The sequence below is a fragment of the Ensifer sp. PDNC004 genome, assembly GCF_016919405.1.
In the GTDB taxonomy this organism is placed as follows: domain Bacteria; phylum Pseudomonadota; class Alphaproteobacteria; order Rhizobiales; family Rhizobiaceae; genus Ensifer.
In genome coordinates, this window is record NZ_CP070352.1 from 1,200,393 (window position 1) to 1,224,795 (window position 24,403).

The 24,403-nt window shown below is 63.2% G+C and carries 21 protein-coding genes; 10 read left to right on the top strand and 11 right to left on the bottom strand.

What is annotated here, in order from left to right; all coding sequences use genetic code 11:
• Position 1: 1 nt before the first annotated feature.
• The 4 genes from JVX98_RS05340 (at position 2) to JVX98_RS05355 (ending at position 3,483) form a co-directional block, all read left to right on the top strand.
• Positions 2-841, top strand: coding sequence for a carbohydrate ABC transporter permease (locus JVX98_RS05340; RefSeq protein WP_205236060.1), 840 nt, complete (start codon positions 2-4; stop codon positions 839-841).
• Positions 842-875: 34 nt separating this feature from the next.
• Positions 876-1,961 (top strand): Gfo/Idh/MocA family protein, encoded by a 1,086-nt coding sequence (locus JVX98_RS05345; RefSeq protein ID WP_205236061.1) that lies wholly within the window; start codon positions 876-878, stop codon positions 1,959-1,961.
• 34 nt (positions 1,962-1,995) lie between these two features.
• A complete protein-coding gene (locus tag JVX98_RS05350; protein ID WP_043618747.1) occupies positions 1,996-2,562 on the top strand; it encodes a TetR/AcrR family transcriptional regulator in 567 nt (188 codons plus the stop codon).
• 69 nt (positions 2,563-2,631) lie between these two features.
• A complete protein-coding gene (locus JVX98_RS05355) occupies positions 2,632-3,483 on the top strand; it encodes a cupin domain-containing protein (RefSeq protein WP_205236062.1) in 852 nt (283 codons plus the stop codon).
• A 101-nt stretch (positions 3,484-3,584) separates the two neighbouring features.
• On the opposite strand, the gene minE is transcribed toward JVX98_RS05355, so the two are convergent.
• The 3 genes from minE to minC all read right to left on the bottom strand — a co-directional run bounded on the left by minE (position 3,585) and on the right by minC (position 5,537).
• Positions 3,585-3,845 (bottom strand): cell division topological specificity factor MinE, encoded by a 261-nt coding sequence (minE, locus tag JVX98_RS05360; RefSeq protein ID WP_034798387.1) that lies wholly within the window; start codon positions 3,843-3,845, stop codon positions 3,585-3,587.
• A complete protein-coding gene (minD, locus tag JVX98_RS05365; protein ID WP_192450099.1) occupies positions 3,842-4,657 on the bottom strand; it encodes a septum site-determining protein MinD in 816 nt (271 codons plus the stop codon). The genes minE and minD overlap by 4 nt, the downstream gene beginning before the upstream one ends.
• Positions 4,658-4,772: 115 nt before the next feature.
• Positions 4,773-5,537 carry a septum site-determining protein MinC gene (gene minC / locus JVX98_RS05370; protein WP_205236063.1) on the bottom strand — a complete coding sequence of 255 codons (765 nt, stop codon included), beginning with the start codon at positions 5,535-5,537 and terminating at the stop codon, positions 4,773-4,775.
• Between the two features lie 329 nt (positions 5,538-5,866).
• On the opposite strand from minC, the gene JVX98_RS05375 reads away from it, so the two are divergent.
• From JVX98_RS05375 to JVX98_RS05390, 4 genes are all read left to right on the top strand, one after another.
• On the top strand, positions 5,867-6,052 hold the full coding sequence (locus JVX98_RS05375) for a hypothetical protein (protein WP_205236999.1): 186 nt from the start codon (positions 5,867-5,869) through the stop codon (positions 6,050-6,052).
• A gap of 605 nt (positions 6,053-6,657) precedes the next feature.
• Entirely contained in the window at positions 6,658-7,062 is a 405-nt protein-coding gene (locus tag JVX98_RS05380) for a DUF1236 domain-containing protein (RefSeq protein ID WP_192450101.1), read from the top strand.
• A 181-nt stretch (positions 7,063-7,243) separates the two neighbouring features.
• Positions 7,244-7,657, top strand: a complete 414-nt coding sequence (locus JVX98_RS05385) for a cupin domain-containing protein (RefSeq protein WP_371826495.1) — start codon at positions 7,244-7,246, stop codon at positions 7,655-7,657.
• A 379-nt stretch (positions 7,658-8,036) separates the two neighbouring features.
• The gene (locus JVX98_RS05390) at positions 8,037-10,085 is read left to right on the top strand and encodes a calcium-binding protein (RefSeq protein ID WP_205236064.1); all 2,049 of its coding nucleotides are present in this window, start codon (positions 8,037-8,039) and stop codon (positions 10,083-10,085) included.
• Between the two features lie 10 nt (positions 10,086-10,095).
• Here JVX98_RS05390 and JVX98_RS05395 read toward each other — a convergent pair whose 3' ends face one another.
• Genes JVX98_RS05395 through JVX98_RS05405 form a run of 3 tightly spaced genes read right to left on the bottom strand, consistent with a single transcriptional unit; the run spans position 10,096 to position 13,074 of the window.
• Positions 10,096-10,818, bottom strand: a complete 723-nt coding sequence (locus JVX98_RS05395; protein WP_205236065.1) for an ABC transporter ATP-binding protein — start codon at positions 10,816-10,818, stop codon at positions 10,096-10,098.
• The gene (locus JVX98_RS05400; protein ID WP_205236066.1) at positions 10,815-12,056 is read right to left on the bottom strand and encodes an ABC transporter permease; all 1,242 of its coding nucleotides are present in this window, start codon (positions 12,054-12,056) and stop codon (positions 10,815-10,817) included. The genes JVX98_RS05395 and JVX98_RS05400 overlap by 4 nt, the downstream gene beginning before the upstream one ends.
• Positions 12,057-12,063: 7 nt before the next feature.
• Positions 12,064-13,074: an efflux RND transporter periplasmic adaptor subunit gene (locus JVX98_RS05405; protein WP_205236067.1), complete on the bottom strand. Its 1,011-nt coding sequence runs from the start codon at positions 13,072-13,074 to the stop codon at positions 12,064-12,066.
• A 144-nt stretch (positions 13,075-13,218) separates the two neighbouring features.
• On the opposite strand from JVX98_RS05405, the gene JVX98_RS05410 reads away from it, so the two are divergent.
• Entirely contained in the window at positions 13,219-13,905 is a 687-nt protein-coding gene (locus JVX98_RS05410) for a TetR/AcrR family transcriptional regulator (RefSeq protein WP_192450106.1), read from the top strand.
• A gap of 52 nt (positions 13,906-13,957) precedes the next feature.
• On the opposite strand, the gene JVX98_RS05415 is transcribed toward JVX98_RS05410, so the two are convergent.
• Together JVX98_RS05415 and JVX98_RS05420 are read right to left on the bottom strand one after the other, a co-directional pair.
• A complete protein-coding gene (locus tag JVX98_RS05415; RefSeq protein ID WP_205236068.1) occupies positions 13,958-15,694 on the bottom strand; it encodes a penicillin-binding protein 2 in 1,737 nt (578 codons plus the stop codon).
• A gap of 1 nt (position 15,695) precedes the next feature.
• Entirely contained in the window at positions 15,696-18,152 is a 2,457-nt protein-coding gene (locus JVX98_RS05420; RefSeq protein ID WP_371826525.1) for a penicillin-binding protein 1A, read from the bottom strand.
• A gap of 319 nt (positions 18,153-18,471) precedes the next feature.
• Between JVX98_RS05420 and JVX98_RS05425 the strand changes: the two genes are divergently transcribed.
• Positions 18,472-19,389 carry a LysR family transcriptional regulator gene (locus tag JVX98_RS05425; protein ID WP_205236070.1) on the top strand — a complete coding sequence of 306 codons (918 nt, stop codon included), beginning with the start codon at positions 18,472-18,474 and terminating at the stop codon, positions 19,387-19,389.
• 131 nt (positions 19,390-19,520) lie between these two features.
• Here the strand turns inward: JVX98_RS05425 and JVX98_RS05430 are convergent, their stop codons facing one another.
• The 3 genes from JVX98_RS05430 to JVX98_RS05440 are packed head-to-tail and all read right to left on the bottom strand — an operon-like array spanning position 19,521 to position 24,393.
• On the bottom strand, positions 19,521-21,068 hold the full coding sequence (locus JVX98_RS05430; RefSeq protein ID WP_192450110.1) for a SpoVR family protein: 1,548 nt from the start codon (positions 21,066-21,068) through the stop codon (positions 19,521-19,523).
• Positions 21,069-21,080: 12 nt separating this feature from the next.
• Positions 21,081-22,400, bottom strand: coding sequence for a YeaH/YhbH family protein (locus tag JVX98_RS05435; protein WP_192450111.1), 1,320 nt, complete (start codon positions 22,398-22,400; stop codon positions 21,081-21,083).
• A gap of 43 nt (positions 22,401-22,443) precedes the next feature.
• Entirely contained in the window at positions 22,444-24,393 is a 1,950-nt protein-coding gene (locus JVX98_RS05440; RefSeq protein WP_043613002.1) for a PrkA family serine protein kinase, read from the bottom strand.
• Between the last annotated feature and the right edge of the window lie 10 nt (positions 24,394-24,403).

Consider the following 24,403-nt stretch of genomic DNA (forward strand, 5'->3'; position numbering starts at 1 on the left):
CATGGTCAGGAGCAACACCGGCAAACGCCTGCACAAGGTCGCGATCTACGCACTCTTCGGCATCGTCGCGCTGTACACGCTGTTTCCGTTCTACTGGATGATCGCCTCGTCGATGAAGTCGGGCCAGGCGATCTTCGACGTCACCTTCTTGCCCGACCTGAAGTTCAACAACTACGCGGCGATCCTCTCCGACGGCGTCTTTTTGCGTTCGCTGCTCAATTCGTTGATCGTCGCCTTCTCGGTCGTGGCGCTGTCGCTGCTGCTGGCGGTCGGCGCGGCCTACGCGCTGGGACGTATCGATTTCCGCGGCCGCTCGCCGATCATGCTGCTGGTGCTCGCGGTATCGATGTTCCCGCAGATCGCGCTGCTTTCCGGGCTCTTCGAGATGATCCGCTGGCTCGGGCTCTACAACACCATCGGCTCGCTGATCTTCGCCTATATGATCTTCACGCTGCCCTTCAACATCTGGGTGCTGACGACCTTCATGCGTGACCTGCCGAAGCAGATCGAGGAGGCGGCGATCATGGACGGGTGCTCGCCGCTACGCATCGTGCGCTGCATCTTCCTGCCGATGATGGGACCGGCGCTGATCTCGACGGGGCTTCTCGCCTTCATCGCGTCCTGGAACGAGTTCATGTTCGCGCTGACCTTCATCCTAACCGACGAGAACCGCACCGTGCCGGTGGCAATCGCTTTGATCTCCGGGTCGAGCCGCTACGAGTTCCCCTATGGGGCGATCATGGCCGCCTCGACCATCGTCACGGTGCCGCTGATCATTCTCGCGCTGATATTCCAGAAACACATCGTCTCCGGCCTGACGGCCGGTGCGGTCAAGGGTTGAAATGGCCTCCATTCGAGGCGGAAAGGGTACTCACATGCGTGTCGTTCGTGTTGGTTTGATCGGGCTTGGCGAAGTTAGCCAGCTCATGCATCTGCCGATCCTGGCCGATCATCGCCATCTGTTCGAAATCGCCGGCGTCTATGACGTCTCGCCGAGCCTGACGGCCTATTGTTCGGCCCGTTATCCCGGCGCAAAGAAATATGAGACGGCGGAAGCGCTTGTCTCTGCACCTGATATCGATGCCATCTTCATCCTGACGCCCGACCAGACGCACAGCTTCTATCTGGAGATGGCGCTGAAGGGGAAGAAGCATGTCTTCCTGGAAAAGCCCGCCTGCCTGACGCTCGGCGAAATCGACGCGGTCGCGCCGCTGGCGGACGCCACGGACCGGCTGCTCTTCGTTGCCTATATGCGCCGCTATTCGCCAAGCTTCCTGCGCGCCAAGGCGATGATGCCGGCCGCGAGCGACGTGCGTTACGTCCGCGTCCGCGACATCATCTGCGAAGGCCCGTTCTTCATTCGCCAGACCCGCAACATCTTCTATCCAAAGGACCTCGACGCCGCGTTCCTGGCGGATTCCCGGGCGCAGACAACGGCGCTTTTGAAACAGGTGGTTGGCGATGATGCGCCCGCCGATCTGATGCGCGCCTATCAGGTACTGACCGGGCTTTCTTCGCACAGCCTCTCGGCGATGCGCGAGCTGATCGGCCTGCCGAAGCGGGTGATTGCCGCCCATCACAAATGCAACGGCGAGTCCATCGTCGCGCTGTTCGATTACGGCCACTTCACCGCGATCTACGAAGCCATGATCGACAACGTCGCCCGCTTCGATGCCCGCATCGAGGTGCTTTCCGATCGCCGCCAGCTGCGCGTCAGCTACGACACGCCCTATATCCGCAACTTGCCGACTTCGCTCGAAGTGATCGACAGCACCGATACCGAGACCGAAACGCGCACCTTCGGCCCTGATTACACTGATCCCTTCGCCCTGGAGCTGCGGGCCTTCCACGACCATCTTGTCAACGGCACCAAGCCGAAGACGACGTTGTCGGACTCGCGTCAGGATCTGGCGTTGATGGCCGAGATCGTCGGTCGCCTGCGCGAGAGTTCGGGGCTATAGCAGGACACGTTTCACACACTAGAGTTGTATCGACATGGCAAAACGCGAAACCGCACGTGACCGCATTCTCACCGCCGCCGAAGCGATCGTCGTCGGCAAGGGCGTGTCATCCCTCACCTTCGACGAAGTGGCGGAACAGACCGGCCTCAGCAAGGGCGGGATTCTCTACCACTTCGCGAGCAAAGACGCGCTGGTGCGGGCGATGGTCGAGCGCTTCGTCTACCGTTTCGAGACCGGTCTCTCCGGCCTCGAAACCGAGGACGAGGACCCGCATGGCCGCTACACCCGCGCCTATGTGCGCGCCACGCTCGGCGAGGCCACCAGCACCGGCGATCAGTACGACCGCCTGGGTGCCAGCATCACCGCGGCGCTCTCGAACTTTCCCGACCTTCTTGAGATTGTGCGCCAGCAGAACATCCGCTGCCAGGCATCCGTCGAAAACGACGGCCTCGATCCGGTCGAAGCGACGATCACGCGACTGGCGGTCGAGGGCATGTGGCTGGCTGAGGTCTTCAATGTCATGCATCTCGACCCCGAGATGAAGCGTGCCGTCACCGCCCGGCTTTTGGAGCGTACGCACGCCCAAGCACCGCCGAAATAGCACGCGTCGCGCGCTGACATTCCCCCGCATCGGCGCGCCGCTTCGCGCCCAGAACCAAGGAGTTTTCCGATGGGATACAAGCCGTCTCCCCGTCCCGTTTTCGATCGTCCCAGCCACATCCCCTATGCCGGCGTCACGCGGCATCTCTGGGGCGAGGAAAATGCCGGTCTCGTCGACGACTGGATCTATGCCTCGACCGAATGCATCCACCAGATCGTCTTCGGCATGCAGCCCGGCGGCTGCTTCAAGCATACGGAGGCCTTCCGCACGATCTTCGGGGCGGATGAGGTTCTTTACGTGCTCTCCGGCACGCTCGGTCTCGCCAATCCCGAGACGGGTGAATTCTGCATCGCCAAGGAAGGCGAGGCGCTGTTCTTCCGCAAGGACACCTGGCATCACGGCTTCAACCTCGGCAACGAGCAGGTTCGCGTGCTGGAATTCTTCGCGCCGCCGCCGGCCAAGGGTACGTCAGGCCCCTATGCGCGTACCAAGCCCTATATCGAGATCGAGCAATCGCGTTATGGCCAGAGCCAATTCATCGGTCGCTGGCCGATGGAGGCCGAAGCGCAGCGCAAGGCCAGGACAATCCATCCGATGCGCGAGGCCGATCTGCTGCTGAGCCTCGATCCGGCGACACAGGGCGCCTATACCGGCCTCTATTGCGCGACCGACCAGCTGACCGTCGGCAAGACGACGCTGCTTTCGGGCAAACGCACCGGCATGGAGCGCCACAAGGGTGACGAATGCCTCTACGTGGTGTCGGGCACCCTGAACATCCATGTGCCGGATGCCGAAGGCCAGGTCTGGTTCGAGCTCAACCCGCGCGACGGCTTCTATATTCCGGCGGGGTTCGATCACCAGTATTTCAACATGACGGGCGACAAGGTGGAGTTCGTCTTCGGTGTCGCCCCGGAGTACTGATCTCAAACAAAAAAATACGGCAGTACCCGCTGGATGCTGCCGTATCTGAAAACAGGAAGTCGTCCGAGAGGAACGTTGCTTCCGAAATCCGTCGGCGGCCCTTAGGCCGCCTTTTTTGCGTCGAAGGGGATCTCGATGTCGACGGCGAGCGTCGAGACCTGGGGGCCGCGTTCCATCGTGACGCGGACCTTGTCGTCGTCGATCTGCATGTGCTTGGAGATCGCCTGGAGGATCTCGTCGCGCAGTTTGGTGACGAGATCGCTATCGCCGGCGGATGCGCGCTCATGGGCGAGCAGCACCTGCAGCCGTTCGCGGGCGGCCGGCGCTGACTGGGTGCGGGAGAAGAAACGGAAAAGGTTCATGCCGCTTTCCTTCCGAAAATCTTGCCGAGGAAGCTGCGCTTCTCGCCGGGGATGGTGATCGGCAGGGCTTCGCCTTTGAGCCGGCGCGCCGCGTCGAAGTAGGCGAGTGCCGGCGCGCAACGGTTGTCGGCGAGTGTCACCGGTGAACCGACGTTGGAGGCGCGCAGCACGTCGGCGCTTTCCGGGATGATGCCCATCAGTGGGATCGACAGGATTTCCAAGACGTCGTCGACCTTCAGCATGTCGCCACGCTCGGCGCGGATCGGGTCGTAGCGGGTGAGCAGCAGGTGCTTTTCCATGCGCTCGCCGTTTTCGGCCTTGAGAGTCTTGGAATCGAGCAGGCCGATGATGCGGTCGGAATCGCGCACCGACGAGACTTCCGGGTTGGTCACGACGATCGCGATGTCGGCATGGCGCATGGCCAACGTCGCGCCGCGCTCGATGCCGGCGGGGCTGTCGCAGATAACCCAGTCGAAGGCGCTCTGAAGGGCGGCGATGACCTTCTCGACACCTTCCGGCGTCAGATTGTCCTTGTCGCGGGTCTGGGAGGCCGGCAGCAGATAGAGGGTTTCCAGGCGCTTGTCGCGGATCAGCGCCTGCGACAGCTTGGCCTCGCCCTGGATCACGTTGACCAGGTCATAGACGACGCGGCGTTCCGCGCCCATGACGAGGTCGAGATTGCGCAGACCGACGTCAAAGTCCACGACGACGACTTTCTCGCCGTTCTGAGCGAGTGCGGCGCCCAGTGCGGCGCTGGACGTCGTCTTGCCGACGCCGCCCTTGCCCGATGTAACTACGACTACCTTGCCCATTCGTCTCTCCAAGTATCTGTGAATTCGCCTTCGCCTACGTCCTCGTGACCCCGGCCGGATCGACCTGAATCACCAGATGCGGATGGTCAGCATCCACACCCTTCCTTGCCTCGGCCTAACCGAGCGTTCCCGCCTTCAGCTCTTCGCCGTCGAGCCAGATCTGCACGGCCTTGCCGCGCAGGTTCTGCTCCATGTCGTCGGCCGTCTTGTAGAAGCCGTCGATCGCAATCAGTTCCGCTTCGAGCTTGCGGCAGAAGATCCGCGCCGAGGCATTGCCCGTGGTGCCGGCCATCGCCCGGCCGCGCAGCGCGCCGTAAATGTGGATCGAGCCGCCGGCGACGACTTCGGCGCCCGAGGCGACCGAGCCGATGATCGTCACGTCGCCTTCGGGGAAGAACAGCGACTGGCCCGAGCGTACCGGCTGGGTGACCACGATCGACGGTGTCGCCTTGGCGGCAACCGGTTCTGCCGTGATCACCGTTTCCGCGCCTGCTTCGGCTTCGGCTTCCGCTTCCGGCGCCTCGGTCTTTTCGGCCTGTTCCGCCATCTTGGCTTCGTAGTCCGCCGCCGGGCGACCGTCGGTCATCGCGGGCGGAAGGTCGGCGCCGAGCAGCGACTGGCGCGCACCTTCAATGCCCATGATGCGCACATTGCGCTTGCCGAGCTGGTCGACGAGTTCGCGCAGTTGCGACCGGTCGATATCAAGGCCATCGACGTCGAGCACCACCGGGCGCCGCAGGAAGAAACCGGCGGAGCGGGAGGCGAGATGGTCGAGGCGGGTGAGCCAATCCTCGAGCGGAAGCTCGGGGGTCAGCGCTAGCGCAAGGAAGGATCGCCCCTTGAGGCGGATCGGCCGGGATTCGGTTAACACATCGTTCATCTTGGTAAATTTTCCGTTGCTTCGGTGTATCGATCAAATGGTTAACAAATGGTTAATTCGGCAATGCGAAGGTTAATGAGGCGGCCTTGAGGACCGGTCGCCGAACGTTGGAAAACAAGGAAAATCGGGCGGCGGAAAAAGCTGCTCTTTTGCCCATTGTTGCCCTGGATTCGGCCGACCAGGCCCGGCGCCCGGCGCCGGGAGACGCAGAAAGCGTCGATGAGGCAAGAGCGATTCGTCCGGCCCCCCTAAGGGGAGTTGACATTGGAACACTAAAATAAGAACATAACAAGAACAAAACGGAGGTTCCCATGATTGAGATGGAGACCATGAGCCACACGGAAGAAGTGATCGAACGCGCCATGGCCGCCGTTGCGGCCGCCCGAAAGAAGCGGGAACGCGAGGCCGAATGGCGCAAGCGCACCTTCGGCCGCATCGACATGGCGCCGCCATTGCCACGGCTGAAGCGTGGCGGTGTCCAGCTTTCGCTTCGGCTCGACGGTTCCGCCCGCTGACGAAAGCGCCGGCCGCTTCAGGTCCCGTGGCTGGATGACGTGCGAAGCGAGCCGAGGCTTCGAGAGGAATGAACATGAGGCATCGTCGAAGCATCGACCTGATGCCGCGCGAAGACGCCGCCGATTACGGGGCGACCCTGGAACTCTTGCCGGAATGGTATGTGCTCGTGGCGAAATGCGGGAACTGCCGGCACCAGGGGCGGATCGATCGCCGGCTTGTTGCAAACAGGCGCGGATGGGGCGTCTCTCTCAATTCCATAGGCCCGGCGCTGAAATGCGTACGCTGTGGCAACAGGGAAGGGAACAAACTGCTCCTTGGCCGGTTGCCTCGGGACTGATGGGTCGGCGTGGGCAGAAAGCCTGGCGGGGCAAATGTGTTGCCTTGAGCTCCGAAGTGCATTCTTATCCGGTTGGAAATGAATCCTCATTATATATAGTATAGAATCGGAATTTATCGATATTTTCTGCGGTTGTCTGTCGTTTAAGTCGATCGTGGTTTGATTGTTAACGAAAGTTATCAAGCGTGATTCGCCGAAAACGGCGTGAAGTCGGAACAATTTATTATTCTTTTCGTTGATGTCGTGATCGAACGAAAGGATGAGATCATGAAGAAGCTTGTAATCGCCGCGGCTGTTGTTTCTTTGGTGGCAGGATCCGCATTTGCTGAGGATGCCAACCAGAAGGCTGGCACGGCCGCAGGTATCGTTGGCGGCGCGACGGCGGGTGCCGTTGTCGGTGGGCCGATCGGTGCCGGTGTGGGTGCCGTGGTCGGTGGCGCGCTCGGTGGAGCGCTGACGCCGCCGCCGCCGGAAGTCATCACCTATGTCGAACAGCAACCCGCCCCGCCTTCGGTCGTCGTGCAGGAGCAGGTGGTGATCGGTAAACCCATCCCGCAAGCCGTCGTCCTGACGCCCGTACCCGATAATCCGCGCTACGCCTATGCGGTCGTAAACGAGCACCGCGTGATCGTCGAGCCGCAGTCGAGAACGGTGGTCCAGGTCATCAACTGACCGTAGACGGTTTTTACACCCTAGTCTCGGAAGAAGGGGCGGCGCTCCGCGCCGCCCCTTCCTTCTGCCCAGCTGTTGGCAAGGCGAGGCATCAAGTGCTTTGAGCGCCGTACGGGCGACTGAGAATGACTGATCGGTCGTGTTGATTGGCTCAAGTTGATACACTGAAGCTTGGATTTCATTGACGGGGAAGCACGTCATCGGAGCTATCGCGCACGAGAACTGGCCGATCGAGACGTGGCGCCCGGGCGTCGAGACCCGCATGCTCATCTCCGCGCTCAATGGCGCTTCCGGACTGTGCCTGTTCGAACAATGGATCGCGCCCGGCGCCGGCGCGCCCACCCATAGCCATCCTGTCGAAGAGGTACTGACGGTGGCCGCGGGGCAGGCGGAAATGTGGATCGACGACGAACGCTTCATTCTCACCGCCCATCAATCGCTGATCGTGCCGAAGCGACGTCGGCGCGGTTTTGCCAATGCCGGCGGCGAAACGCTCCACATTCGCGCCTTGCTCGCATCCGCGGCCTTCGAGGCGAGCTTCGACGGTACCGCGCAAGCGACGAGGCGCTGGGCAAGCGCATCGATGCGGGGATAGCGCAGGCCGCAAGCGCGTCAGGCCGCCACCTCCCAGTGGGCGAGCTGCGCCATCACTCCTCTTAAGCGCGAGCAAAATTCGTCGTGTCCGCAATCGAGTGGCTCTCACGGTTCGTGGCTTGAGTTCTGTCTTTTCCGAAAGCTCGCGCGCGTTTCTCGCGCCCGGGGCTCGCGGCAAGGCCACGGCGGTCGTCCGGCAACGCGACGGCGATGAAAATATACGCGCGAAATATCTAATATAAATCTCGAATTATATTGCCGGTATTTCAAGTATTTATTTCGGTATTGCTTTACGTATTTATATACATACAGTCCAAAGCGACGAATTAACATTCATGCAGCAAAGTATTTTTGAAAATGGTTTGAAGGGGAGTGGTCGCATGGCGAGGATCGTAGGTTCCTATGGCAACGACGTTTTGAAGGGGACCGGGGAAAGCGACCGAATCTGGGGGCTGTTCGGCGCCGACACGATCGATGGCGGCGCTGGTGATGATTTCGTCAGCGGCGGCGGCGGGCGTGATACCCTGATCAGCTCGAGTGGCTACGATCGGCTCGACGGCGGCGCCGACGACGACCAGATCGTGCTCAACGGGACGGGTGGCGCGGTCACCGGAGGGGCTGGCTATGACGGTCTCGTGGTCGATTTCTCGCAGACCGCCGAGAAGATGGTGTTCAACGGCGCGGCCGGCCACGGTTATGTCGGCGATCCCGCGGTCGCCGGGCGCCACGTCTTCTTCCACGATATCGAGTGGTTGCGGGTGCTTGCCGGCAGCGGCGATGACAGGATCACCGGTACCGCCTCGGGCGACAACATCTCGACCGGCGCCGGCAACGATGTCGTCTACGCCGGTGGCGGAAACGATCTCATCACCAACAGCGGCGGTCACGACCGTCTCGATGGCGGCGCGGGCAACGACCGCTTCGTTCTCATCGGTACCGGCAGCACCGTTTCCGGCGGCAGCGGCACCGATACGCTGGCCATCGATCTCGTCGCCGCCAAAGCCCCCGTCGTCTTCAACCTGGAGAACGGCCACGGCATCATCGGTTACCAGACAGCGGGCGAGCGGCACATCTTCGTCACCTATGACGGCATCGAAAAGATCGAAGTGACGACGGGAAGCGGCAACGACCGGATTCTCGGGAGCACGCTTTCCGATGTCATCCAGACCGGCGGCGGCAACGATTTCGTCGATGCGGGTGCTGGCGACGATACGATCATCGATGGGCTTGGCGCCAATCGTCTGTTTGGCGGCGACGGCCGGGACCAGATCACCTCGACGCTCTATTCGGCAGAGATCGACGGCGGAGCGGGCCAGGACTGGCTATGGATCAAGGAAACACAGCGCACGAGCGACCTGACGATCGACTTCTCCGCCGGACGCGCCTCGACCGGCACGGTCATTAACGGCATCGAGGAGGCGAGCCTCATGTTCGGCAGCGGCAACGATCGGGTCATCGCCGGCGATCTGACCTACCTCGTGGTCGAGGCCGGCGGTGGAAACGATCATCTCGAAGGCGGCGCCGGGGCGGATGCGCTTTATGGCGAAGACGGCAACGATTACATTCACGGGGGTGCCGGAAACGACTCGATCGTCACCGGCGCCGGCGACGACGTGGCCTATGGCGGCGACGGAAGGGACACGCTTGCCAATACCGGCGGCAGCGACGTGCTCGATGGCGGGGCCGGAGACGACTGGCTACAGGACACCTTTCCCGGCAGCGGCAGCCTCGGCGTCGCGTCGATCCTGCGTGGCGGCGCGGGCAACGATACGATCAATGCCCGCTACCTCGGCGAGGTCGATGGCGGCGAGGGCCGGGATCTGCTGAACCTCAACTATGGCGGCCTGCCGGAGGCGATGGACTTCGACGCGGTACGGGGTGTCACCCATACCGGCCTGACCTTCACCGGTATCGAATATTTCAACATTTCGAGCGGGCGCTACGACGATGTGCTGCGCGGCGGTGACGACAACGACACCTTCTATTCTTCGAGCGGCAACGACATCCTCGACGGGCGCGGCGGCGACGACAGGCTGAGCGGGGCGTCGGAAAACGACCAACTTTTCGGTGGCGACGGGGCGGATTTCCTCGATGGCGGCTCCGAGAACGATCTGTTGAGCGGCGGTAACGGCAGCGATGTGCTGATGGGCGGTCGCGGCGCCGACACCTTTTCCTGGTCGTCGGAAACCTCCGGCGAGGCAGGCCTCGATCGCATTCTCGATTTCGATGGTCGGCAGGGTGACCGCATCGCCTTTTCCGACGAGGCCCAGGACACGACGGGTATTCACAGCTATGCCGATTTCCTGGCCGCGGCGCGCGATACGGCCGATGGCGTGTTCGTCTCCTTCAACGGCTCTGAGACCGAAGGCATTCTGATCGAGGATGTCTCGCTCTCGGTGCTCTCGGAGAGCGATCTCGTCTTCGGCTGAGGCCTCGTCGTCAGACCTCCGCTGCCGCACCTTCGTCTTTGGGTGCGGCATCGTCGGCATCCGTGGTCAGGCGCCCATCGATGAGCTGAAGGCGCCGGTCCATGCGCGCGGCCATGTCCAGGTCATGGGTGACCGCGACCACGGTCTTGCCCTCTTCGCGCACCAGCGTTTCCAGGATCCTGAAGACCTGCTCGGAGCTCTTGCTGTCGAGGCTGCCGGTCGGTTCGTCGGCGAGGATCAGCGGCGGATCGTTGGCGAGCGCACGGGCGACCGCGACGCGTTGGCGCTGGCCGCCCGAAAGCTGGTCGGGCCGCTTGTCCAGGTGATCGGCGAGCCCGAGCGCGGCAAGCAACTCGCCTGCCTTCTCACGCATCTCGCTCCGGCCAAGGCGACCGAGCTTGCGCATCGGGATCTCGACGTTCTCGCGGGCAGTAAATTCCGGCAACAGGAAGTGAAACTGGAAGACGAAGCCGATATTGGCGAGCCGCGTGGCGGCCCGTTCGTACTCGTCCATCTGCGCCGTATCGCGACCGCGGATCGAGAGTGTGCCGCCCGTCGGCCGGTCGAGCAGGCCGAGCAGATAGAGAAGCGACGATTTGCCGGAACCGGAGGGGCCGGTGACGGCGACGAATTCCCGCTCGCCGATGCTCAAGGTGATGTCCTTCACCAGCGTGACCGGTACGGTCTCCCTCAGGATCCGCGTCAGATCCCTTGTTTCGATTAGCGTGCTCATGTCGCGCCCCGGATGATGTCGACGGGATTGGCGCGGGCGGCGCGCCGGGCCGGCAGATAGCCGGCGACCGCTGCCGATCCAACTGCGAAGGTGGCGGCGATCAGATAGTGAAGCATGCTCCAGGCGATCGGCAGCCGGGTCATTTCCTGGCCAGTGGCCGCGAGTTCGAAACGGACGAGCGAGAGCGCGTAGATCATTGCGAAACCGAACGCCCAGCCGAGAAGCGTGCCGGCTGTAGCGATGGCCACGCCTTCCAGTACGAAGAGGATGCGCATGTCGGTCTCGGTGAAGCCGAGCGACTTCATGATGGCGATGTCGCGCGCCTTTTCGTGCGTGATCGTCGAGATGATGTTGAAGATGCCGAAGCCGGCGACCAGCATGATCGCGGCGACCACCGTGTACATGATGACGTTGCGCACGACGAGCGCCTCGAGGATGGACTCGTTGGCTTCCTGCCAGGCGACCGCCTTGTAGCCGAGCTCCGCCTCGATGCGCCGGGCGACGGCCGGGGCGGCGTTCGGATCGTCGAGCTTGATGTTGATCACGTTGATCGCGTTCGGCCGGGCCGAGAGGATCTGCGCGTTTTTCTGCAGCACATAGGCCTCGCCCTCGTCGCGGGCGGTCGTGCCGGTGTGGAAGAGACCGACGATCTTGAAGCGGCGGCTGAGCCCTTCCGAAGAGACGGCGGTGATCGTGTCGCCGAGCTTGGCGCCGAGCCGGGCGGCCATGGTATCGCCGATCACCACATTGTTGCCGCCCGCGGCAAGGGCTGCGAAGCTGCCCGCCTTGAAATCGCCGATGATCGGCGAGACCCGCGGCTCCGCCTGCGGATCGATGCCGATGACGGCAGCGCCCACCTCCTGGCCGGAATAGCGAAGCACGCCCTGCGTCTTGAGGGTGGCGGCAAAGCGGCCGGGAACCCAGCCGTCGAGCCAGGATAGGGCTGCCGTCGGGTTGATGATGCCGCGGCGGTCGTCGCGTGGTCTCAAGCCGGAAATGGCGGCGGCATCGAAAAGGTCTTCTGCCGGCTGGCGGCGTGCCGTGCGCTGCTCATCGGTCACCTGCACATGCGGCATGGTGTCGACGAGTTGGCGGACGAAATCGTCTTGGCCGCCTTGCATCAACGCTGCCATGGCAATGGAGAAGCCGACACCGACCGCCACACCCATCATCGCAACGATCGTCTGCCGGCCCCGGCCGGATATGTGCGTCAGTGCGATGTCGAGGATGAGGCGCATGGCGGGCTCATTTCTCTGGGGCAGGGGTGGCCTTCACCCGCGTGCCGTCGGCAAGGCCGGTCGGGAAGGGCGAGACGACGCGCACGTCGTCTTTGAGGCCAGAGAGGATCTCGACGCCGTCGGCGCCGCGGATGCCTGTTTTCAGCTCGCGGATCCGGGCGCGATTGCCGTCGATCACGGCGGCCTTCGTTCCCTCCAGCGCCACGGTCGGGATGATCAAGGCGCCCTTTGCGACCCGCACGATGATGTTGACGTCGGTCGACATGCCGATCCGAAGCGGCGTGTCGTCGGGCAGTCGAAAGCGCACGCGATAGGTCTTCGTTACCGGATCACCCTTGGGCGTGATGCTGTCGACCGTCGCTTCCAGCTTTCGATCGGGGAAGGCGTCCGATCGGAGCAGCGCCTCCTGGCCGACTTCGACGCGTGGGATATCCTCTTCGTTGACGTCGGCGGTCACGATCAGCGGTTTCGGCTCCCCGACCCAGAAGAGTACCGTGCCGAGGTCCGCAACCTCGCCGATCTCGCCGTCCTGCCTGAGCACCTGTCCGGCGCTCGGTGCGCGCAGCACATAGGTCGCGAGCCGCGCCTGGTGGCCGGCAACGAGTGCTTCGAGCTGGCCGAGTTCGCTGCGCGCCCGGTCGACCTCCTGTTCGCTGATCGTGCTGCGCTCGGCAAGTGCCAGCTTGCGGCGATATTCCTCCTGCGCCAGTGTCAGCCGCGCCTGCAGTTCGCCGAGCGCCGCTCGCGCCTCGGTGTCGTCGAGACGGGCGAGCACGTCGCCCTTGGCGACGCGCTGCCCTTCGCAATTGCACTGCTCGACGATGCGCTCGGCGACTGTCGGCGTGACTTTTGCCCAGGTGCGCGGCTCCACCACGCCATCGGCATAGATGATCTCCGCCGCATCGCCGCGTTTCGGCGAAATGACGGAGACGGGAACCGGGCGAAGAAAATACCAGGCCCCCGCCGCACCGACGGCAACGACAACGGCCGCTCCGATTGCATAACGAGTGAGCCGCACGAGACGCTCCTTGAACGCTTCCTATCCGTTCAGTATAAATAGACCGACGGTCGGTTTGTTTCAAGGCCATCGACTCCCTCGACCTTCGGCAGCATCGTGGACCGCGCCGCAAACCCGTGCTAAGCCGCCCTTCTGGGAGCGCTCATGGTCAGAACGAAGAAATCGCCGGAAGTCCGATCGAACGAGTTGATCGATTGCGCCGAGCGTTTGTTCTTCCTGCACGGCTACGAGAACACGACGGTCAACGACGTCATCCGTGAAGCCAATGTCTCCAAGGGCGCCTTTTACCACTATTTCGTCTCGAAGGAGGCGCTGCTGGAGGCGGTCGCGACCCGCCTGGCTGCGCGGAACCTGAAGGAATTGCAGCCGCTTTTCGAGGATCCGTCGCTCGACGCGGTCGGACAGCTGAACGCGCTTTTCGCCGGCTCGCGGCGGCTGAAGCTCGACATGGCGCCGCAGCTGAAGAACAGCTTCAATGCCCTCTTCAAGCCCGAAAACGTCGCGCTTTACCACCGTATCGACGAGGCGCTGATGACCGTCAGCCTGCCGCTGGTCGCCGAGATGCTGCGGCGTGGGCATGCGGACGGAACGCTCGATGCACCCGATCCGGAAGCGTCCGCCCTGATGCTGCTCCAACTGCGGCTGAGCGTCGCCAAGGTGATGCACAAGGCTTTGCAGCGGCAGGAGGCCGGCGACCTCGACGGCGCGGCTGCGATGCTCGACGGCTGGATGCGAACCTACGGCACCGCCATCGAACGCTTTCTGAAGCTTCCGGATGGAACGATCGAAGTGACCGAACCGGGTTTCTCCCGCGCTTTCCTCGAGGCATAGCCGACGGGTCGGTAGCCGGCTCGCGCGTCATTGCCTGCCGCGGCGGCAGGGATCAAAGCGCTCCGTCGACCGCGCCGCTGCTGCGCTCGCCGGTGCTCGTCGGCGACGGAAAAAGCTGCGAGCCGAAGGCGCCCTGGCTGCTGATCTCGGGGAAGCTGACATCGGCGATTCTGAAATCGGGCATCAGGGCGAGCATCGGCAAGATTCGTTCGAACACCGCGCCGCCCAGTGGTGCTGCGTTCCAGCCGGAGGTGCGGAAGCCGTAGGTCTCTTTCAGACCCTTGGGCTCGTCGAGCAAGGTGAGAAGCAGGTAGCGCGGGTTGTCGACGGGAACGACGCCCATGAAGGAGGTGATGTTCAATTCCTTCGAGTAGCGCCCGCCAACCACCTTTTCCGCCGTGCCGGTTTTGCCGCCGATGAAGTAGCCTTTGACCTCCGCCTTCTTGGCCGAGCCGGTCTTGGCGTTGAGCCGTAGCAGATAGCGCAGCGCCTCGCCGGTCTCCGGCTTGATCAGATCGCGCGCGATGATGCGCTCGTCGAGAGCCGCGCCCTTGATCAGCGTCGGCCTTATGAGAAGCCCGCCGTTGACCAGCGCCGCGACCGCGATGCTCGCCTGCAGCGGCGTCACGGCGATGCCGTGACCGTAGGACGCGGTGGCCGTGTCGATCTCGCCCCAGCGCCGGGGCAATTGCGGATGGGCGCTTTCCGGCAGTTCCGTCGTCAGCCGCGACATCTGCCCGAAGCGCGTCAGGAACGCCCGCAGGTTCTCCGGGCCGACCGCGATCGCCATCTTCGCCATAGAGATGTTCGAGGAATAGATGAAGGCTTCCGGCACCGTCAGCGGTCGATGCTGGCCGCGGTAGTCGTTGATGCGGAAGCGGCCGAAGGCAAGCGGCTTGCTGGCGTCGATGACGGAGCGGAGCGTGAACTGGCCGGAATCGAGCGCCATGGCCGTCGTCAGTGCCTTGAAGGTCGAGCCCATTTCGAAGGTGGCGGCGGCGATGCGGTTGATGCGGTCGGGCTTCAGCGCATCGACAGGCAGGTTCGGGTCGAAATCCGGGTAGGAAACGAGCGCCAGGATCTCGCCATTGGTGACGTCGAGCACCAGGCCGGCGCCGGCCTTGGCGCTGAACTTGGCGATCGCCTTGCGCAGTTCGACCTCGAGCGCGTGCTGGATGCGGATATCGAGCGTCGTGCTGACCGGCTCAAGATTGCGATGGGAGAGATCCATGCCGCTTTGGCGCAGCACATCCAGCCCCTGGCCCTCGATCCAGCGCTCGATCCCGGCGATGCCGATATTGTCGATATCGACCGTGCCGAGCACATGGGCGGCGAGCGTGCCGTTGGGATAGAAGCGCTGCTTCTCGCGTTGGAAACCGATCGCCGGGAGGCCGGCGTTCCAGACGGCCTGCTCTTCGGCGGGCGTGACCTGGCGCTTGATCCAGGCAAAGGCCGCACCGCTCTTCAGGCGTCGATAGAGGTCGCGCCCGTCGAGATCAGGAAAGATCTCGGTCAGCTTCTCGACCGCCTCGTCGACATCGACGATCAGCCGAGGCTCGGCGTAGAGCCCGGAACTCGGCACGTCGATCGCCAGCAGATTACCGTTGCGGTCAAGGATCGAGGGGCGGCCGAGCGATGGCGGTGGCGGTATGTAGCCGGTGCGCTCGTAGTCGGCGACACCCAGCTGGACAAGCCGCGCGAGCATGAGGCCGAAGACGAGCGCGAAGGCACCGATGACAAGGAGAAGGCGGCCGCGGGGATCCGGCCGGGGCTGAACCTTGCGTGCCATCTCAATAAAGCCCGCTGCTGTTGGTGAGAAGTTTTTCGCGCTGTTCGGGCGTAAGGTCCGCATCGACGGTTGCCGATGTGCTCGCCGTTTCGAAGCCGTCGATGACCGGGCAGCCGCCGGCGCAGGGCGTGGTCCCCGGCTTGAAGGATTCGGGAATGGCGCCCGGCGTGCCCGCCGGCACCGGCTGGCCGCTCTTCCGGTCGATCGCCTCGACCGTCATGCCGGTTGGCGCGTGGAAATCGGCCGCCGGCCTCCCAGCAAGGGCCACCTTCATGAAGTCGATGAAGATGGGTGCGGCAAGGCCGCCGCCGGTTTCGCCATAGCCCATCGGCTTCGGCGTGTCGTAGCCGAGGAAGACACCCGTGACGACATTAGGCGTGTAGCCGACGAACCAGACGTCCTTCTCGTCATTGGTGGTGCCGGTCTTGCCGGCGATCGGGACGCCGAGCGCGCCGACGTTTCGGGCGGTGCCGCGCTCGACAACGCCGCGCAGCATCGAGGTCACCTGATAGGCGGTCATCGGATCGAGTACGTAGTCGCGGTCGTCCACGGGCGCGGGCTCTTGTTGGCCGGTCCAGTCGGAGGCGGTGCAATCGTCGCATTTGCGCTGGTCGTGGCGAAAGATCGTGCGGCCGTATCGATCTTGGACGCGATCGACCATCGACGGCGTGACGGCCTTGCCGCCATTGGCGATGACGGCATAGGCCGAGACCAGCCTGAGCAGCGTCGTCTCGCCGGCGCCGAGCGACATCGGCAGGTAAGGCTTCAGCTCGTCATAGATGCCGAAGCGCTTGCCATAGTCGGCGACCAGATCCATGCCGAGATGGCGGGCAAGGCGCACGGTCATCAGGTTGCGGCTGTTTTCGAGCCCGACGCGTAGCGTCGATGGCCCGCTGAAGCGCCCGTCGTAGTTCTTCGGCTTCCACATCCGCCCGGCGCCATCGGCAAGGGCGATCGGCGCATCCATCACCAGCGTCGTCGGCGCATAGCCGTTGTCGAGGGCGGCGGCATAGACGAAGGGCTTGAACGACGAGCCCGGCTGGCGATAGGCCTGGGTTGCGCGGTTGAACTCTGACTGGGCATAGGAAAAACCACCGGCAACTGCCAGCACCCGGCCGGTGTTCGGGTCCATCGAGACGAGCGCGCCTTGCACGAGCGGCGGCTGCCGAAGCGCATAGCCGTCGCCCACCTTTTCCACATAGACGACGTCGCCGGGCGCAAGGACCCCGTCCGGTCCTGCGGCGCAGCCCCGCTTCGCCTTGGCCGAGCGGCAGGCCCAGGCCATGCCGGGCCGGTCAAGGCGGATCGTCTCGTCGCTGCCAAGTGCCCCACTTCGTACCGCAGCCGGAGGTCTTAGCCCGATCTCTGCTCCATCCCTGTCGGTCGCGAGCACCACGCCGAGCCGCCATTCCGGCACGTCGGCAAGCGGCTGCAGCTTGGCGAGTGCCGGTGCCCAGTTTCCGGTCGAGGGCAGCCGGGTGACGGGGCCGCGGTAACCCTTCGCCTGGTCATAGGCGACGAGGCCCTTGCGCAGTGCCGCCATGGCAGCCGCCTGCAATCGCGGATCGAGTGTCGTTCGTACCGAGAACCCGGCCGTATAAAGGGCGGCCTCGCCATACCGGGCGTTGAGTTGGCGGCGGACGTCCTCCGTGAAATAGTCGGAACTCGCGACCGCGGGCGATTGCTGGCGTTGCCTGACGCCGAGCGGGGTGGCGGAGGCCTTGGCGGCGGCAGCAGCGTCGATGACGCCGTTCTGCCGCATCTGGTCGATCACCCAGTTGCGGCGGCCGGTGGCCCGTTCCGCCTGGCGGTCCGGGTCGTAATTGTTGGGCGCCTTCGGCAGGGCTGCGAGGAAGGCGGCCTCCGCGACCGAGAGTTCGCTGACCGGCTTGTCGAAATAGGTGAGTGCTGCCTGCGCCACGCCATAGGCACCGCGCCCGAGATAGATGTCGTTGAGATAGAGTTCGAGGATGCGGTCCTTGGAATAGGTCTGGTCGATCCGCAGCGAAAGGATCGCCTCACGCAGCTTGCGCTCCACCGTCCGGTCCGACGTCAGCAGGAAATTCTTGGCGATCTGCTGCGTGATCGTCGAGCCGCCGATCATGCGCCGACCGGAGCCGTAGTTGGCGAGATTGGCGAGCAGCGCCGTGCCGATGCTCGCAATGTCGATGCCGGGATGTGTGTAGAAGTTCTTGTCCTCGGCGGAGAGGAATGCCTGGCGTACACGGGCGGGGATGGTGGCGATGGGCAGGAACAGCCGGCGCTCCCGCGCGAGTTCGGCGACCATCGTGCCGTCGGCGGCATAGAGGCGGCTGGTCACCGCCGGCTCCCAGTTGGCGAGCGTGCGGTGATCGGGCAGGTGCCGCGTCAGGGCTGCGACGAGCGCGGCGGAGGCGAGCGCGACGACGACAGTAAGGTTGAGGCATATGCCGAGCAGATTTGCGACGAACTTCATAATGGGCAGAGCGGACCTTAAAGGCGGCAGGCAGCATCGACGGCACGGGTGTTCGTGCGGCGGGCGGCGCATGCGGAGCGGAGTGGTGAGGTACGCCTACGTCCGCGGACGTGGGCTCGGCGACGGTGCCTGCGGCCGCTAGGGCCAGATGAAACGGCGCATGGATCGGGTCTCCGAAAGCGGTGCGATTGACCGCGCCTTTCCTGAGTTGGCGGCTGCCGGACAACGGCACGCACCGCCGATAAAGTTCACCGTAAAGGGATTGTGCTTGCGCAACAAACCACGTTTATTTGCAAGACCCATTAGGTGAGTTAGGGCATTCATGGTCAGGCCATATCTTCCGCTCAATGCGCTGCGCGCTTTCGAAGCCTCGGCGCGGCATCTGAGCTTTACCCGCGCGGCGATCGAGCTCTGCGTTACGCAAGCCGCGGTCAGCCATCAGGTCAAGCTTCTCGAAAGCCGCCTGAACGTGACCCTGTTCAAGCGGCTGCCGCGCGGATTGATGATCACGGCCGAGGGCGAGGCGCTGCTGCCGGTCCTGCGCGATAGCTTCGACCGGATGGCGGACATGCTCGACCGCTTCGAGGCGGGGCATATCCGCGAAGTGCTGATGATCGGCGCCGTCGGTACGTTTGCGGTCGGCTGGCTGCTGCCGCGGCTCGCCGACTTCCAGGCGAAGTATCCCTTTGTCGACGTTCGTCTTTCCACCAACAACAACCGTGTCGACATGGCCGCCGAGGGCCTCGATTTCGCCATCCGCTTCGGCGGCGGCTCCTGGCACAATATCGAGGCGACGCGGCTCTTCGAGGCACCTTTGTCCGTGCTTTGCATCCCCGAGATCGCCGAGCGGCTGACGACGCCGGCCGATCTGCTCGACGAGACGCTGCTTCGGTCCTACCGAGCCGACGAGTGGGTGACCTGGTTCGATGCAGCCGGCATCGCCTATCCGGCGCCGCTGCTCAAGGGCATCGTTTTCGATAGCTCGCTGGCGATGATGGAGGCCGCCGCCCAGGGGATCGGCGTGGCACTGGCGCCGCCGCTGATGTTCTCGCGGCTGCTGTCGAACGGCACGATGCGCCAGCCCTTCGACGTTCATACCTCGATGGGAAGCTACTGGCTGACGCGGCTGAAATCGCGCCCCGTCACGCCGGCGATGACCGCCTTCCACGATTGGCTCGCCGCGGCCGCCGAGCAGGAGGCGGCGACCTTGCCGGCCACGCCGGACGTTATCGCAGGCTGATCCTCCGCCACAGGGCCGTGGCGCCGCAAGGTGTGCCACCCATGCGCTGCGCGGAGCTGCGTCTTGTAGGCTTAATAATTCTAATGCCTACCACCAATTCTACTGATGGTCACGACGCGCGGCTTTTCCGCTCACTCGGACGATTTTGCCGTCGAGCACTCGTATACCGTCCGCCCGCTTTGCGCATCGACGCCGGCAAGGCTCACCTCATAGCCCCAGAGATGGCGGATATGGCGCATCGTCGCGTCGCGGCTGCCCTCGTCGAGCAGGATACCGTGCTTGACGTTGTGCTGCAGCCGCAATTGCCGGTCACCGAGCAGATCGACGTCCATCACCTGGATGTCCGGCTGGTTGGCAGCAACGTCGTAGCTGTTGGCGAGCGCCGAACGAACCGCGGAATAGCCGCGCTCGTTGTGGATCGAGGCAACCTCGACGAAACGATCCGACGAGCGGTCGGAGAGCTGGAACAGCCGGAATTTACGCATCACCGCCGGGCTCAGATACTGCAGGATGAAGGACTCGTCGCGATGGTTCGCCCAGGCGTCACGCAGCGTTTCCATCCAGTCGCCGTTGCCGGCAAAGGCGGGGAACCAGTCGCGATCTTCCTCCGTCGGCTCGGTGGCAATCCGCTGGATGTCCTGCATCATCGCAAAGCCGAGCGCGTACGGGTTGATGCCGGGATAGCGGCGGTCGTCGAAATCCGGCTGGAATACGACGTTGGAATGGCTCTGCAACAGCTCCAGCATATGGCCTTCGCCGATCCTGCCCTGGTCGTAGAGGCGGTTGATGATGGTGTAGTGCACGAAGGTGGCGCAGCCCTCGTTCATGACCTTCGTCTGGCGCTGCGGTGAAAAATATTGCGCGATCACGCGCACGATCCTGAGCAGCTCCCGCTGCCAGGGCTCAAGGATCAGGCTGTGTTTTTCGAGAAAATAGAGCAGGTTCTCTTCCGGCAGGTTGAGCACCTTCTTGCGCTCCGAAGCGTCGCGTTCGGCCTCGGCCGGATCACGGCTTTCGGCGACTTGCGGCAGGGTCCGCCAGAGGTCGCTATAGGTCTGCTCCTCATATTCCAGCCGCTCGCGCGCCCTTTCGCGCACCTTTTCAGAGGAGAGGCGTGGCGGGCGGCGGTAGCGGAAGACGCCCTGGTCCATCAGTGCGTGGGCGGAATCGAGGATCGCTTCCACGGCGGCGGTGCCGTGGCGCTCCTCGCATTTGGTCACGTATTTCTTGGCGAAATCCATGTAGCTCAGGATCGCGCCGGCATCGGTCCACTGGCGGAAGAGATAGTTGTTCTTGAAGAAGTGGTTATGGCCGAATGCGGCATGCGCGGTCACCAGCGCCTGCATCGCCATGGTGTTTTCTTCCATGAGATAGGTAATGCAGGGATTGGAATTGATCACCAGCTCATAGGCAAGACCGCGGTGGCCCTTGCGGTAGTGATGCTCCTCATAGGCAAAGCGCTTGCCGAAGGACCAGTGCTGGTACATGAGCGGCATGCCGACGGAGGAATAGGCGTCGAGCATCTGTTCGGAAGTGATGATCTCCAGCTGGTTCGGGTAGACGCTGAGGCCCATTTCTTCGATCGCGACCTGCTCGATCGCGTCATAGGCACGCGACAGCGTCGCAAAATTCCAGTCGGACCCCTGGAACAGGAGACCTGAGGTCGTGCGTCGTGCCATCCGGTCTCCCCCTCATTTCCGGGTGCGTACGGCCGGCTGCCGGGCAAAAAGCCTGCGGAAGACCGGGTAGATGTCGGCGGGTTTGGCGATCCGGGTCATCTGGAAATTCGACTTCTCGCCGTCCACCGTGCGATAGGCGCGCCAGAGCGCGGTGCCGTTGTCCGTCGAGCCGAAGATTTCCGTCTCGCGCTCGTCGATGATTTCGACATAGGCATAGTACTGGCAGAGCTTCGTCAGCTTTTCCCTGAGCAGGGCCGCACAGTGTTCGCTGTCGCCGATGATGTTGTCGCCGTCGGACGCCTGGGCCGCATAGATGTTCCAGATCTGCGAGGGGTAGCGATCCTCGACGATCCTGATCATTTCTTCGAGCGCGGTCGATACGATCGTGCCGCCGCTCTGGGTGCTGTAGAAGAAGGTCTCCTCGTCGACCTCGCGCGCCTCGTCCGTGTGGCGGATGAAGACGATGTCGATGCGTTCGTAGCGCCGCTTCAAAAACAGGTGCAGAAGCACGAAGAAGCGCTTGGCGAGGTCCTTCTCGCGCTCGCCCATCGAGGCCGAGACGTCCATCAGGCAGAACATCACGGCGTTGGCGTTCGGCAGCGGCTGCTGCTCGAAGCGGTTGAAGCGGATGTCGACCGGATCGACGTAAGGGATGCGCCGGCGTTTCTTCTCGATCCTTTCCAACTCGCCGCGCAGTTCCTTGAGCCTCTGTCGGCTCTTCGCCGTCGGCTCCGGTTCCGCTTCCAGTTGCGCGATCTCGTCGGTGACCGCGGTCAGTTCCTTCTCCTTCGGTCGGTGCAGCGCCAGGCGTCGGCCGAAACTGTTGCGCATCGTGCGCCCGACATTGATGTTCGTCGGCGTTCCCGCCGTGGCGAAGCCGGCGCGGCGGGGCTTGAAGGTGACGGTTTCCTTGAGGCTGAGCTTGACCATGTCAGGGAGCTCCAGATCCTCGAAGAAGAGGTCCAGCACTTCCTCGCGCGACAGGATGAACTGGAAATCATCGTCGCTTTCGCCGGTGCCGGGCTTGCCCTTTCCGCCGCCACCGCCGCCCGCTTCCGGTTTCGGCAGGCGGTCGCCTGCCGAAAACTCCTTGTTGCCGGGGAGCACGTAGTTGCGCTCGCCCGAGCCGCGGGACGGCTGGAACGTCGGCTCGCTGGCACCATCGGTCGGCATCGGCACGCCATGGGCGGCATCGACGTCGATGATCCTGTCCGACTTGACCTGATCCTTGATGACCCGCTTGAGCTCTTCGCGGGCCCGCTTCAGAAAGCGTTGTCGATTGCCGAGGCTCTTATCCTTCGGATTGAGCCGCCGGTCGATGAAATTCGGCATATACCAATCCCCTGCTTCGGCCCAATCCCCTGTTTCGGCATCGTCAGCCCGCCTTGTTGACCCGCATGTACCAGTCGACCAGCCGTCGGACCTGACGCTCCGTGTAGCCGCGTTCCGTCATGCGTTGGACGAACTCGGCGTGTTGCTTTTCGGATGCGCTGTCCTTCTTCGAGCCGAAGCTGATGACCGGAAGCAGGTCTTCGACCTGGCCGAACATGCGCTTCTCGATCACATCGCGAAGCTTTTCGTAGCTCGTCCAGGAGGGGTTCTTCCCATGGTTCTTGGCGCGGGCGCGCAGGGTGAACTTGACGACCTCGTTGCGGAAGTCCTTGGGATTGGCGATGCCGGCCGGCTTTTCGATCTGCGACAACTCGCTGTCGAGGATTTCCCGGTTGAGGATCTGTCCGGTATCCGGATCCTTGAAGTCCTGATCTTCTAGCCAGGCGTCGGCATAGGCGATGTAACGGTCGAACAGGTTCTGGCCGTATTCGCTGTAGGATTCGAGATAGGCCTTCTGGATTTCGTGGCCGATGAATTCGGCGTAGCGCGATGCCAACTCGGACTTGATAAAGTCCAGGTAGCTTGCTTCCGTCTCCTTCGGGAACTGTTCGCGGCGGATCGCCTGTTCCAGAATGTACATGAGATGCACGGGATCGGCCGCAACTTCCTTGGTGTCATAGTTGAAGGTTTCCGACAGGACCTTGAAGGCGAAGCGGGTGCTGATGCCGGTCATGCCCTCGTCGACGCCGGCGGCGTCGCGATATTCCTGAACGGACTTCGCCTTGGGATCGGTGTCCTTCAGGTTCTCGCCATCATAGACCCGCATCTTGGTATAGAGCGGCGAGTTCTCGTGACGGGCAAGGCGGGTGGAGACGGTGAAGCGGCTGAGGCTTTCCAGCACTTCCGGTGCGCAGGGGCTCTTGGTCAGCTCGCTTTCGCGCAAAAGCTTCTCGTAGATCTGCCGCTCTTCGGTGACGCGCAGGCAGTACGGCACCTTGACCACGAGGATGCGGTCGAGGAAGGCCTCGTTGTTCTTGTTGTTCTTGAACTGCAGCCACTCGGACTCGTTGGAATGCGCAACGACGATGCCCTGATAGGGGAAGCCGCCGAAGCTTTCGGTACCGTTGTAGTTGCCTTCCTGGGTGGCGGTCAAAAGTGGATGCAGGACCTTGATCGGCGCCTTGAACATTTCGACGAATTCGAGCAGGCCTTGCGTCGTGCGGTTGAGCCCGCCGCTGTAGGAATAGGCGTCGGGATCGGCCTGGCTGTAGTTTTCGAGCTGGCGGATGTCGACCTTGCCGACCAGCGAGGAAACATCCTGGTTGTTCTCGTCGCCGGGCTCGGTCTTGGCGATCGCCACCTGGCGCAGCCGCGACGGCATCAGCTTGACGACGCTGAACTTGGAGATGTCGCCATCGACTTCGTCGAGCCGCTTCGTCGCCCAGGGCGAGATGAGGCCGGTCAGCCGGCGTCGGCCGATGCCGTATTTGTCTTCGAGCAGATCGGCCATGCGGTCGGGGTGGAAGAGGCCAAGCGGTGATTCAAAGACTGGGCTGACCTTGCCGCCGACAGCCAGCGTGTAGATCGGCTGAAGTTCCATCAGCTTTTTCAGGCGCTCGGCGAGCGACGACTTGCCGCCGCCGACCGGGCCGAGCAGGTAGAGGATCTGCTTGCGCTCCTCCAGCCCTTGTGCTGCATAGCGGAAGTAGCCGACGATGCGCTCGATCGTGTCCTCCATGCCGTAGAAGTCGGCGAAGGATGGATAGATCTTGACGGTCCGGTTTGAGAAGATGCGGCCGAGACGTTCGTCCGCGCTGGTATCGATGAGGGTTGGATTACCTATGGCTGTAACCATCCGCTCCTGCGCGGTGGCATACATGCTTTTGTCGTCACGACATGCCAGAAGGTATTCTTGAAGGCTGATTTCTTCTTGCGCTGCACTTGTATAGATCTCCGAGAAGAGATCAAAAACGTCGCATTCGCTCTTTTGCATCATGCTCTCC